This is a genomic window from Pusillimonas sp. NJUB218, from assembly GCF_003788685.1.
GTDB lineage: Bacteria > Pseudomonadota > Gammaproteobacteria > Burkholderiales > Burkholderiaceae_B > Neopusillimonas.
In genome coordinates this window covers 127,089-139,630 of the sequence record NZ_NQMK01000005.1, presented here as the reverse complement: position 1 = coordinate 139,630, position 12,542 = coordinate 127,089, and the positions used below count along the sequence as shown (strand labels likewise).

Annotated in this window: 12 protein-coding genes; 4 read left to right on the top strand and 8 right to left on the bottom strand. The window is 55.2% G+C overall.

From position 1 onward, the window contains the following. Window positions 1-11: 11 nt before the first annotated feature. Both CHR62_RS08320 and CHR62_RS08315 read right to left on the bottom strand, forming a co-directional pair. Window positions 12-1,277, bottom strand: a complete 1,266-nt coding sequence (locus CHR62_RS08320; RefSeq protein WP_123660604.1) for an ATP-binding protein — start codon at window positions 1,275-1,277, stop codon at window positions 12-14. A 19-nt stretch (window positions 1,278-1,296) separates the two neighbouring features. Continuing rightward, the gene (locus CHR62_RS08315; protein WP_123660603.1) at window positions 1,297-3,525 is read right to left on the bottom strand and encodes a diguanylate cyclase domain-containing protein; all 2,229 of its coding nucleotides are present in this window, start codon (window positions 3,523-3,525) and stop codon (window positions 1,297-1,299) included. 268 nt (window positions 3,526-3,793) lie between these two features. Here CHR62_RS08315 and CHR62_RS08310 point away from each other — a divergent pair, with 268 nt between their 5' ends. Further along, entirely contained in the window at window positions 3,794-4,513 is a 720-nt protein-coding gene (locus CHR62_RS08310) for a Crp/Fnr family transcriptional regulator (protein WP_123660602.1), read from the top strand. Between the two features lie 29 nt (window positions 4,514-4,542). Here the strand turns inward: CHR62_RS08310 and CHR62_RS08305 are convergent, their stop codons facing one another. Further along, window positions 4,543-4,995: an Hsp20/alpha crystallin family protein gene (locus CHR62_RS08305; RefSeq protein WP_123660601.1), complete on the bottom strand. Its 453-nt coding sequence runs from the start codon at window positions 4,993-4,995 to the stop codon at window positions 4,543-4,545. A gap of 286 nt (window positions 4,996-5,281) precedes the next feature. Between CHR62_RS08305 and CHR62_RS08300 the strand changes: the two genes are divergently transcribed. Continuing rightward, the gene (locus tag CHR62_RS08300; RefSeq protein ID WP_093970150.1) at window positions 5,282-6,436 is read left to right on the top strand and encodes an ABC transporter substrate-binding protein; all 1,155 of its coding nucleotides are present in this window, start codon (window positions 5,282-5,284) and stop codon (window positions 6,434-6,436) included. Window positions 6,437-6,573: 137 nt separating this feature from the next. Further along, complete coding sequence (locus tag CHR62_RS08295) at window positions 6,574-6,996, top strand: universal stress protein (protein ID WP_093970151.1); 423 nt, start codon at window positions 6,574-6,576, stop codon at window positions 6,994-6,996. Window positions 6,997-7,001: 5 nt separating this feature from the next. On the opposite strand, the gene fumC is transcribed toward CHR62_RS08295, so the two are convergent. Genes fumC through CHR62_RS08280 form a run of 3 tightly spaced genes read right to left on the bottom strand, consistent with a single transcriptional unit; the run spans window position 7,002 to window position 10,271 of the window. Beyond that, window positions 7,002-8,417 carry a class II fumarate hydratase gene (fumC, locus tag CHR62_RS08290; RefSeq protein WP_123660600.1) on the bottom strand — a complete coding sequence of 472 codons (1,416 nt, stop codon included), beginning with the start codon at window positions 8,415-8,417 and terminating at the stop codon, window positions 7,002-7,004. Between the two features lie 32 nt (window positions 8,418-8,449). Beyond that, on the bottom strand, window positions 8,450-9,487 hold the full coding sequence (locus CHR62_RS08285) for a type I glyceraldehyde-3-phosphate dehydrogenase (RefSeq protein ID WP_123660599.1): 1,038 nt from the start codon (window positions 9,485-9,487) through the stop codon (window positions 8,450-8,452). A 10-nt stretch (window positions 9,488-9,497) separates the two neighbouring features. Next, window positions 9,498-10,271: an SDR family oxidoreductase gene (locus CHR62_RS08280; protein ID WP_123660598.1), complete on the bottom strand. Its 774-nt coding sequence runs from the start codon at window positions 10,269-10,271 to the stop codon at window positions 9,498-9,500. A 95-nt stretch (window positions 10,272-10,366) separates the two neighbouring features. Between CHR62_RS08280 and CHR62_RS08275 the strand changes: the two genes are divergently transcribed. After that, window positions 10,367-10,975 carry a glutathione S-transferase family protein gene (locus CHR62_RS08275; protein WP_093970155.1) on the top strand — a complete coding sequence of 203 codons (609 nt, stop codon included), beginning with the start codon at window positions 10,367-10,369 and terminating at the stop codon, window positions 10,973-10,975. Window positions 10,976-11,118: 143 nt separating this feature from the next. Here the strand turns inward: CHR62_RS08275 and CHR62_RS08270 are convergent, their stop codons facing one another. Next, window positions 11,119-11,685, bottom strand: a complete 567-nt coding sequence (locus CHR62_RS08270) for a VUT family protein (RefSeq protein WP_233574916.1) — start codon at window positions 11,683-11,685, stop codon at window positions 11,119-11,121. Next, window positions 11,682-12,521: a pyrroline-5-carboxylate reductase gene (gene proC, locus CHR62_RS08265; protein ID WP_123660597.1), complete on the bottom strand. Its 840-nt coding sequence runs from the start codon at window positions 12,519-12,521 to the stop codon at window positions 11,682-11,684. Before proC ends, CHR62_RS08270 begins: the two co-directional genes overlap by 4 nt. Between the last annotated feature and the right edge of the window lie 21 nt (window positions 12,522-12,542).

The window sequence follows — 12,542 nt, the reverse complement described above, 5'->3', positions numbered from 1 at the left end:
AATATCCTCTTTTACGATGCCGGTAAGGCTTCGGGGTTAACAGGCAACCAGACCCGTAACTTCGTACCCTTTCCTGGCGTTGAAACAACGTCGATACGACCGTGATGCTTTTTGACAATATTGAACGAGAGCGAAAGGCCTAATCCGGTGCCCAACCCTGCGGGTTTGGTGGTAAAAAAAGGGTCGAACATGCGCCGTTGTATGTCGGGCGAAATGCCAACGCCGGTGTCTTCAATCTCGAACCAGACCCAAGTACTTTCGTGGCCAGATCTTATGGTGATTGTGCCAGAATTCGTAATGGCCTGAAGTGCGTTCATGAGCAAATTCATGACCACCTGGTTAATTTGAGACACACTGCACATAACATTGGGTATGTCACCCAATTCGGTTACGACGTTCGCCTTGTATTTGATCTCGTTACCGGCAACCAGTAATGTCGACTTGATCCCGTCGTTCAGGTTGGCAGAACGCAGGGTGTCGTCGTCGGTGTACGAAAAATACTTGAGCGCAGCAATGATGCTTTTGACCCGCTCCACCCCTTCTTCCGACTCGCTGATCAGGTCTTCGATATCGTTACGAATGTAGTCGTATTCAAGCGCACGCTTTAGCTGGCGTAAATCGTCTATGCCATTGACATGTTCAATGGCATCAATGATTTTCAGCATGTCTTGCATATACGACTCAAGGGTTTTCAGGTTTGAAAATACATAACCTATGGGGTTGTTGATTTCATGGGCCACCCCTGCCGCCAGTTGCCCCACCCCGGCCATTTTTTCGTTTTGCATGAGCTGGGCGGTGGTGTGTTCGAGCTGGCACAGCAGCGCCGCATGGCGCTCTAGCTGAACGCGCTGCAGTTGCTGGACAGCGCGGGCGTAGTCGCGATGGTGTTTTGCACCATCATTCTGGTCGTAAAAGAAAAGTGCATAACTGGGCTCGCCGTGTGCGGTTTCGTGGGGAAAGCAAAGTAATGAGTCGAGCCGGCCGCGAGGTGTCGCGATATGCAACACGAACACATCGGGCAAATCAAGCACCTTGAACGACGACGAAACCTGACCAATATAAGACGGCTTGGGCGCACCGGCCGCCGGGCCAAACGGCCAGCCTTGGGTTAATACCTCTGGGTACAAGTGCTCAAACGGCATGCCGGCCACTTCGCCAGGCGTGTGGCCGCTCCAGTCGGCCATCCAGCGATTAATATGTAGGATGACGCCGTTAGCGTCGACCACAACAACCGCCAGCGGCGTGTTTATATCGAGCACATTGTCGAGATCCTGCATGTGGACCGCCTACCGCTATTTAAACGGGTGAAGCCGTGTCGTCGCGTGTTGCCTTCTTCATACGATACAGGCCTTCGTCAGCCTGCTGAAGCAGTGTGGGCATGTCTAGCCCGTCTTGGGGATAGTAGGCAATGCCCAGACTGGCGCCAATACCGACTGTCTGCCCGCCAATGATAAACGGTTCGAGCATGGCACGACGAATCTTTTCGAGAACCGTTTTGCCGCCCTCTTCTTCGGCGACTTCGGGCAACAGCAATACAAATTCGTCGCCGCCGATACGAGCGACGGTATCGGAGGCGCGAACGCACAAACACAGCCGTTCGGCGACTTGTTTTAGCAGTTCGTCGCCGAACACATGCCCGTAGGTATCGTTGATGGCTTTGAAGCGGTCGAGATCGACAAAGACCAGCGCCAGGATGGTGTCGTGGCGCTCGGCCTGCAGCAACGCCCGATTACCGCGCTCGATCAGCAAGCTGCGGTTGGCCACCCCTGTAAGGTCGTCGTGCCAAGCCATTTGCTGCAGCTGCATTTCGTATTCTTTTTGGCGTGAAATGTCGGAAAACACGCCGACATAGTGCTTGACCCGTTGGGTATGGGGGTCACGTATGGCGCTAAGTGTGAGTACCGTTGGGACAATCTGGCCATCGGCTCGCTTGGCCCAGGCCTCGCCCTTCCATTGGCCGTCAGTCTCGACCGTACCGACGGCATTGCGGAAGAATGCCTTGTCGTGCCGGCCGGACGGTTTATGAATGAGGCCCAGAAACCATTGGCCGCTGGCTTGTTCTTTGGTGTAACCGGTAATTTGCGTAAAGGCCGGGTTGACCGACATGACGTTGCCACGGTGATCCATGAGCACCAAGGCGTCGCCGGCATGTTCGACAGCCGCTACCGTTAAGCGCAGGCTTTCTTCAAGCAGCTTCTGGCAAGTGATGTCGATCCACTGCCCCAACAAGCAACGTTGGCCGTTGAAATCTATGATTTCAAGGTTGATGAGCAAGTATGACTCTTTACCGTTTATTTCGGTGTGAAGTTCGAAGTCGCGAACTCGGCCATGCTCGTGTACTTGTGCAATGAGCTCGTTACGGCAGCGGTTAGGCGGCCATAGTCGCAGTTCGCTGGTAGTGCGCCCAACAATCTGCTCGAGCTGTAAACCCATGACACGCATCATCTCGTCGTTGGCGTCGAGACACAGGCCAGTGTCGTAACTGGTGATCAAGCTGGGAATAGGACTGTTGCGAAAGGCGATTTCCCATCGTTGCTCGGATTGTCGAGCCCGCTCTGCCGCCTGCCTTTGTTCGGTAACGTCTTGAATGGTCCCGGTAATGCGCACTGGCTTGCCGGAAATATCGAACCGCCCCTGGGCTTGCACCAGCAAATGCTTGAAGCGCCCGTCTTTGGCTATGACCCGGTGCTCGACGGTGACAATGGGATGCTCCTGGCGCTGTGCCCCGGCAAGCATGGTTTGCAGATGTACCTGGTCTTCGGGCGGCACTATCGCGTACAGCGCGTGCAGATCGCGTGGCAACGACTCGGGGGTTAAGCCTAGCACTGCGGCGGTATCAAGGTTGCCGTGCAACTGCAGGTTGACCAGATTCAGTTCCCAATAGGCCATGCGAGCAATGCGATGGGCTTCGGCCAGTTTGGCGTTATTGTCGTAAAGTTGTTGCTCGAGATGGCGCGCTTCAATGAACTGGCCGATATCGCTGCTTAATGCCTGAAACAGGCCCAGCGCATGGGCGCTGCAAACCCGCGGGCTGCGACTGAACAGTTCGAGCACACCGTAGATATTGTCGCCCACCCTAAGCGGTAACCCCATGCCAGACGTCAGCCCCAGCACCATGGCCTCGCGATTTCGAGCCCAGGCGGCATTAGGCGCAATTTGCTCGATGAATATCAATGCCCCCCGCTTTTGCGTTTGGTGGGCCAAACAAGCGTCCAAGTCGAGCTTTGGGTCTTGGGTAACCTGCAAGAAATTAGCAGCGTCGAGCGCAGGGTGATGCCAGGCGCACTGGAACTTGATACCGCCGGGGGTGTTTAACCACATGATGCCCAGGTCCCAGCCATCGCCGCGTACCACGCGTTCGAGGGTGCTGCTTAAGCCCTGTCGCAAACCGTGCGCGCCCGAAAGCGCCTGCACGACGTCGTAAAGCAGTTGCAAGCCTTCGGTTGATGGCGCACGACCAAGCTGCGCAATGGCTTCGGCACCCAGAGCGTGTTCTTGAACTTGATCGGGCGGGGCATTAACCATTTATGTTCCAGTAATGTGGCGCAAAGCAAGCCATAGCTATAGGTGCCGCTGAGCCCCTGCTGATGACAAAACTTATAGCATAGGTTGCTTTAGGCGCAATCGCAACAATTTGTTAAATGCATCTAACCCCATCTAGGGCAAACCCTTATGTTGGATTGGCTCCCGTCAAATGGCTTACTTTGTATCGTAAGCGAGCCCTGGCCTCTATACTGCACGCAACGCGTACTGCAAGGGTCGCAAGCTGTCGTTTGCCCGCCCGGGAGAGCTCATGTACAGCCTTGAAAATACCGCAGCCCCGCCCATCATCCTTTCGTTGCTGCAATGCTTGGCGCCGACTCAAAGCGCCCAACAGGTGGTGGGTTCAAATATTCAGGCCGTCAACACGATACCAAGTCATGCCTTCGCACTGAAAAGGTTGCGACCTCGCCAAGTGCTGTTCAGGGAGGGGCAACCATTCAACAACATTTATCTTGTACGTACCGGCTACCTTAAAACGGTACGTCACACCGACACCACCCACGAACGCGTATTGCATTTTCCAATGATGCTTGATTGGGTGGGATTGGAAGGCATAGGGCTGGGTAATCATGGTTACGATGCCATTGCCCTTACGCACACAGAATTAGTTACCCTCCCCTTCAACGGTTTGTTGAATGTGGCTCGACAAGATCCAAAGTTGGAGCGCACGCTCTATGAAGCGTTTAGTCTGGCTCAAAGCGCTCACGAGCGCGACGCCGATTTGATGGCCGTTGTCGGGGCCGAGCAACGCGTGGGCCGATTTCTGGCGCTGCAGGCGCATCGTCATGCCCGGCGCGGGTTGCCTGCCTCGGCTTTTGCGCTGCCCATGACACGCAAAGACATTGGCGCCTTTCTGGGGCTAAGCCTGGAAACGGTGTCCCGTGCGCTGTCGGCACTAGACGCGCGCGGCACGATTTGCGTCGACCGACGCACCATCCATATTATTAACGCACAGCACCTTGCCAAATAACAATCAGCGTCATACGAAGGCGCTGATTGTTAGTCGATGCTCAGGGTTTTAGCGCCATTACCGCCAGCTTTTTTAGGCAGGGTCAGCTCAAGCACACCGTCTCGGTAACGCGCGTTTGCCTTGCCTTGGTCGATGTCGTGCGCCAATGTAAAGCTGCGCATCTGTTCGCCAAAATAGCGTTCGCGACGCACCACTTTTTCATCTTTTTTCTCTTCCTTTTCCTGGCGTACCTGGGCCGAAATACTGACTTGATTCCCGTCAATGCTGACTTTGATGTCGTCTTTTTTTACACCCGGTATTTCAGCTTTAATGCGATAAGCGTCGTCGCTTTCAGCCACATCCATCCGAATGGCAGGCTCGGCGTCAAACGTTTGCAAGCTAGGCCTGAAGCGAAAGTCGTTAAAGAAGGTTTCGAGATTTCGAAACGGCTCGAAACGGGCCAGGTCATTGAAGGAACTGATGGGGGTTAATTTGTTGGCCATGGTGAGAAGCCTCCGGTTAGACAAAGACGATAAAGACAACAGGACTTGAACTGCACCAAATCATCGTAGTGATGCTCGCTGCAGCAATGTTTGACGCTCATCAAATTTCCAGGCTCCGCCAAACGGCTACGGTAATTGCATCTGGCACGAAAGCCTGGCCCCTTCGCCCAAACCTTTCTTTTCTTCTCGCCCTGTTTGCTGCCCCTGGTTGGCTGCGCGCCTTGACCGCATAAAAATTTATCCGTAGAGTTCAGACTCCACCGAAAACAATATCAACGGAGACACTATGAAATTCACCCGTAAACTGGCCTCGCTGGCCGTCGCCGGCACGCTTGTTTCTTTCTCGCTGGCCGCCCATGCCGACATCAACGTCGGTATTTCTTTGTCCAGCACTGGTCCGGCCGCAGCGCTGGGTGTACCCGAACGCAATACCGTCCCGCTCTTCCCCACCGAAATCGCGGGCCAAAAGGTTAATTACATCGTGCTCGACGATGCGACCGATGCTTCCCAAGCCGGTAAAAATGCACGCAAGCTCGTCACTGAAGACAAGGTCGATATTTTGTTCGGCTCTTCTGCCACACCCACTAGCGTGGCCATGGCCGAAATCGCCAACGAGTACCAGGTGCCTCAAATTGCAGTCGCACCCCTTGACCTGCCCGCCGACAAAGACAAATGGGTATTCCGCTCACCCCAGCACGTACGCCTTATGGCAGGCGCACTGGTCGACCACATGAAAGCCAACGGCGTAAAACGTCTGGGCTTCATTGGTTACGCCGATGCTTACGGCGAAATCTGGCTGAAAGAAACTAAGCCTCTGGCCGAAGCCGCCGGCATCAAAGTGGAAGACGTCGAGCGCTTTAACCGCAACGACACCAGCGTGACGGGTCAGGCCGTGAAACTGGTGGCTGCCAAGCCCGATGCCATACTGGTGGTCGCTTCGGGCACGCCCTCGGTCTTGCCCCAGGTCACACTGCAAGAGCGCGGTTTCAAAGGTCAAATCTATCAAACCCACGGCACGGCAACCAAAGAATTCATCCGGGTAGGTGGTAAAGCCGTCGAGGGCACTATTTTGCCCGTTGGTCCAGTTGTCGTCGCCAGTCAGTTGCCCGACTCGCACCCGTCCAAGCAAGCGGGTATCGACTACACCCGTCGTTACGAAGAAAAATACGGTGCGGGTTCCTTCTCTTCGTTCGGCGCGCAAATTTACGACGCCTATTTGTTGCTGGAAGCCGCCGTTCCGGTGGCACTGAAATCGGCCAAGCCAGGTACACAAGAATTCCGTGCCGCCCTGCGCGATGCGCTTGAGCAGTCAAAAGAAGTCGTCGGGCTGCATGGTGTTTTCAATATGACACCCACCGATCACTTCGGCCACGACGAGCGTGCACGCATGCTGATTCGTGTTGAAAACGGTGATTGGAAACTGATCTCCGACAACAAGTAAACTGGGCTTTTCCGCCGGCGGGCGTGCCTTCGGGTACGCCCGTTTTTATTTGGCATCCATAGGCTTGGGCAAGATAGCGTCCTTTCTGGGTAGCCCTACTATAAAATGATAGCCATCACTTATTTTCAGAGGTCAAAATGAATACGATTCTGGTGCCCGTCGACGGTTCGCAACACGCTTTACATGCCGTCAAGGCGGCCATTACTGCGGCAGGTAAAACCGGCGCCAGTCTTTACGTCATCACCGTGCAGGCACCCGTATTTACTTCAAACGTCAAACGTTTTGTAGCCCCCGAAACTATCGACGAGTACTACCACGACGAGGGTGAAAAGGCCCTGAAAGACGTGCGCGAATTGCTGAATACCGAGGGTGTGGCAGCCAGTGTCGAAATTATGGTCGGCCCGGTGGCCGAAACCGTGGTCGAATATGCGCAAAAGCACGGCTGCGACCTGATTATTATGGGCACGCGGGGTATGGGTGCAGTGTCAAACCTGGTGTTGGGTTCTGTGGCTACCAAAGTTATCAGCTTAAGCCCGGTACCGGTAATGCTGGTCAAGTAAGCCGGCTAGTCCGCATAGCGCGTGTTTTCGGGCCCGGTCATTGCTGCCGGGTCTACCCACTGATCGTACTGGCTGGCCGTTAAGTATCCCAATGCCAATGCGGCTGCGCGTAAAGTGGTCGATTCGGCATGTGCCTTTTTCGCGATGGCGGCGGCCTTGTCGTAACCAATGTGGGGGTTAAGGGCCGTGACCAGCATTAAATTTTGCGACAGATTGTGCTCGATACGACCCATATCGGGTACAAGCCCTGCAGCGCAATGCGCATTAAACGTCTGGCACGCATCACCCAGCAATTGAACGCTTTCAAGCACGTTGTGCACCATGACTGGCTTGTACACATTAAGCTGGAAATTACCCTGTGTACCAGCAAAAGCCGTTGCCGCATCATTGCCAAACACTTGCACGCACACCATCGTCAAGGCCTCGCATTGGGTGGGGTTGACCTTGCCGGGCATAATCGAAGACCCTGGCTCATTTTCCGGGATTTGAAGTTCGCCAATGCCGCAACGCGGGCCGCTGGCCAGCCAGCGCACGTCATTGGCCATTTTCATCAGACCACCGGCCAGCGTGCGTAGCGCGGCCGATACGTCAACCAGCGCGTCGTGTGCTGCCAATGCAAAAAACTTGTTAGGTGCCGACCTGAAGGGCAACCCGGTTTCCTGGGCAATATATGCTGCGGCCCGATTGCCGAATTCGGGGTGAGCATTCAAGCCTGTACCGGTTGCTGTACCGCCAATGGCCAAATCATAAATACCTTCAAGTGCACGGCTAACCGCCGCAAGGCCGAAATCGATTTGTGCGACCCATTGGCCTACCTCTTGCCCCAAGGTAATAGGTGTGGCGTCTTGCAGGTGTGTACGGCCAGTTTTTACGATGTCTTTAAATTCGGCAGATTTTTCTGCCAGCGTATTGCGCAGGCCTTGAACCGACGGGATCAAGTGCATGGTTACTTCACACGCCACGGCAATGTGCATGGCGGTCGGAAATGTGTCGTTAGACGACTGCCCTCGATTGACGTGATCGTTAGGGTGAACGGGATGCTTGCCGCCGCGCACCGCGCCAGCAATTTCGTTGGCGCGACTGGCAATAACCTCGTTGGCATTCATATTTGATTGCGTGCCCGAGCCCGTTTGAAAAACCACCAACGGGAATTCGGCGTCGAGCCTGCCCTGCACGACCTCGTCGGCAGCCTGTACAACGAGCTGGGCAATATCAGGCGACAACTCGCCCAAGACAGCATTAGCCTGCGCTGCCGACTTCTTAAGCACACCCAGGGCGCGAATAATAGACGCCGGCCAAACAAACCGCTGCACGCCAATTGGAAAGTGTTCGATAGAGCGCTGGGTTTGTGCCCCCCAATAGTGGGCCTCAGGGACCTTGATTTCGCCCATGCTGTCGGTTTCGATGCGGTACTTGGTCATGATGCCCCCTGATGTTGAACTGCCTGCTGAGGTTACCCCGGGTTCTGCAAGCGCTTTGCCCACCATTGCAGGGTATCGAGCAAACGGTTGGCAAAGCCCCATTCATTATCAAACCACACAAACAAATTGGCAAAGCGCCCGCCATTCAGCCGGGTTTGACTGGTGTCGATAATGGCCGAATGTCGATTATGGTTGAAGTCTATAGAGGCGTGCGGATGGTTGGAACAGTCGATCAGACCCGGCAGGGTTGAGGAAAACAGCTCGAAATGCCGATTCAGTGCAGCAACGTCGGTAGCCGATTGCAATGTGACCATCAAGTCGATGGCAGAGACGTTCAGCGTGGGAACCCGGATGGCTTTTGCCTGGACTTTGCCGCCGAGCTCGGGTAACAAGCGCTCTACCCCCTTCGCGAGCCCCGTAGACACAGGCACGATGGACTGCATGGCCGAACGCGTCCGTCGGAGGTCGGTATGGTGGTAGCCATCGATAAGCGGCTGATCGTTCATGACCGAATGCAGCGTAGTTAAAAATGCGTGTTCTATTCCCCAGTGCTGATCGAGTTGCTGCAATACAGGCACAATGGCGTTGGTGGTGCACGAGGCGTTAGACACCAGTTGTTCGGGCCCCTGCAACTGCTTGTGGTTCACACCGTAAACAACCGTGCAATCGACGTCGGTAGCGCTATTTGCCGGGTGCGACAACAATAAACGCGGGCAACCCGCATGTATAAAGCGCATCAGGTCGCCTCGCGTACCGTATTGCCCAGAACACTCAACAACCAGATCAACATCGTGCGCTCGCCAATCTACGGATTCGGGCTGACGCTCGTGTGTTACGGCAATATCGGTGCCATTGACGCGTAAACCCAAGGGGCCAACATCGACCTGCCCCGGGAAAATACCGTGTGTCGAATCGTAGCGCGACAAATAAACCATACTGTCCAGATCAGACGGCTCGTTGATAAGGACGATTTGGAATATGGACTCAAGGCGCGACTCGTAAAGCGCGCGCAAAAAACTGCGACCGATCCGGCCATAGCCATTGATGGCAATGCGTAATACCTGAGACATTGAGATTCAACTAAAAAGTGACTGAAAAACCACCATCGACGACCAGCACATGGCCATTGACGTACGACGCACTTGGCGAGGCCAGGAACACCGCAGCGCCGGCGATCTCGCTGGGCTGCGCCCAACGGCCCAACGGGTTGCGCCCCACCACAACAGGGCCCCGAATCGGATCTGCTGCCAGTTCGCGATTGCTTTCTGTGGCAAAGGTACCAGGGGCAATGCCATTGCTGGTGACACCGTAGGGCCCGTATTCGACGGCAAGGCTATGCACCATGCCTTGCAGCCCAAGCTTGGCAATGGGGTAAATAGCGTCGCCCGGGCGCGCCAACGGGCCGGCAATAGAAGTTAACGTAATAATGCGACCGCCCTGCGCCGGCTTAGCCAGCATGCCAGCGGCAGCCAGCTTCGATAAATGAATGGCCGCAACCAAATTAACTTGCATCATCTGGGCAATGTCATCAAGGGTTGAGGCCCCCAGCGACTTGCGTATGCGAATGCCAACGTTATTGACCAAAATGTCGGGCGTGCCCACCTGCACCTGCAACTGCTCGTAGGCCTGGCGCTGCCCTTGCAAATCGGCAATATCTTGTACCCAGCCCTGGGCCTGAAAACCCGCACTGCGGATGCGGGCAACAGCGGCCTCGACCCGCGCAATATCACGCCCATTAATAATCACGGTTGCACCGCTGGCAGCGTATGCGCAGGCAATGGCATAGCCCAGGCCCTGAGTAGAACCCGTAACGAGTGCAAGTTTATTGTTCAAAGAAAAGTCGGGCGCATGCATAATGTGCAAACCTGCAGAAGGTGGCCGTTTTATCGGCCAAAATTACTGTGTCACCCACAGCAAAAATCTGAATTCAACAAAACAGAAGGATACCAATGAAACTGTATTATCTGCCCGGCGCTTGCCCTCTGGCCACGCAAATTGTGCTCGAATGGATGAAACTGCCTTACGAGCTTCAGGCCGTCAGCCGCGACGAACTCAAACAACCGGCATTTCTTGCACTCAACCCCATTGGCTCGGTGCCCGTATTTCAAGACGGCGACTTCACTCTGACCCAGAGCGTCGCGATTGTTGAATACCTGACCGACCTGCACCCGGAATCGGGCTTGCATGGCAGCGATGCGCGTGAACGCGCCGAAGTGCGCCGTTGGTTGAATTTCTGCAATTCCGACCTGCACCGTACGTTCTCGCTGGTATTTGCGCCGCAAAATTTCTCCGCCGATGAGGCGGGTAAAAACGTTTTGGTCAGCAAAGCCACTGAACGGGTACAGTTTTTGTTTGGCGTGGCCGACAAGCAGCTCGAAGGTAAAGACTACCTGACTGGCAAGAAGTCAATTGCCGACCCCTACTTGTTCACGATCATGACCTGGGCCAAGTTCAAACAAGTTGATCTGAGTGCATACAAAAACCTGGCACGCTTTTTTGACGTGATGGCTAACGATCCGGCCGTTCAGCAGGCACAGAAACGCCAGCAAGAAGGCTAATGCGTTATAGAGCAGAAGACGTTCGCGTCACCGCGCAAGTGCTATCTGCTTAAAAATACCGCCGTAAAATACATAAAGGGGCCGTTAAGGCCCCTTTATGTTGACGCTGCCTGGTAAGACAGCAAGTGAAAGCTTTTACCGTTTTACACCGACGCGGACACCGAACGTGACTCTGGGCGTCCCAGGTTCCACATGAGGGCGCGAAAAGGCGCCAGCAAAGCCAGGTTGACCACCAGCTTCACAGCCAGGTCGCCTACCAGCAGCGATGTCCAGTCGATGCCGGTACCGGCAAAGGCAAGGCTGAAGAACAATATGGTATCGAGCGTTGCGCCAGCGACACCGCCAATGAAGGGTGCGCGCCACCAGGCCTGATTACGTAAACGGTCGAACACGTAAATATCTAGGAACTGGGCGAACAAAAAGGCAAGGCCCGACGCCATGGCGATACGCGGCGTGGCCACCCAGAACGAAAAAATAACCGCAATGATAAAACCAACGGCAGCAACGCGACGCGCGGCCGACGGGCCAAAACGACGGTTGATCAGATCGGCTACCAGGAAGGCGATAGGATACGAAATAGCGCCCCAGGTTAACCACTGGTTAATGGGGTATTGCACCAGAATGTTGGAGCCGACCACCACAATGGCCATGGCAATAACGGCAATACCAATCTGGAGCGCCGACATGGGCACATTAACTTTTGAGTTCATTTGGAAAATTCGCGGGCTAGCTCGGAGGCCCGATTATACGCCGCCTGCATGGCATCGTGAACCATAGGTGTAAAACCCTGTTGTTCAAATACCGAAAGCGCAGCCGCTGTGGTGCCGCCCTTCGATGTCACGCGTTCGCGCAGAGTTGCAGGCGATTCGGGCGACAAGCCGGCCAACTGCGTGGCGCCGTTCAGCGTAGCCAGCGCCAGCATGCGTGACTGTTCAGCAGACAACCCCAGCTTTTCGCCGCCGGTAATTAGGGCTTCGAGAAACAGAAAGACATAGGCCGGCCCGCTGCCCGACAGTGCCGTCACGGCATCGAGCTGGTCGTCGTTGTCGACCCAAACGACTTCCCCCACGGCTTTAAGCAACTGTTGGGCCACATTACGGTCGGTGTCTGAAACGCCGTCAAGCGCAAGCAAGCCAGAAATACCGGCCTTGACCAGCGACGGCGTATTAGGCATACAACGTACCAGCCGCGTCCAGGGCTGGTCGGGCGTACCCAGCCAGCGCGCCAGCGTGGCACTATCGATACCTGCGGCAATGCTGATGATCAGAGTGTCGGGCTTGAGATAGGGGCGGCACGCTGCTACCGTCTCTTTCATGACCTGGGGCTTGACCGCGAAAATCCAGACCTTTTGGCCGGCAAGCTCGGGCCCAGGCGCTGCAGCCGTACCCACCCCTTGCGCCGACCAGCGTTCGCGCGTGGCCTCGTCAATATCAATAACGTGCACATCACCGGCGCCGCAACGTTTGCCGATAAGACCGGCACCGAGCGCCGAAGCCATATTGCCGCCGCCGATAAACGCCAGCGAAAGTTCGTAATTTGAAAACATGATGAAGAGGCCTGTAAGCGT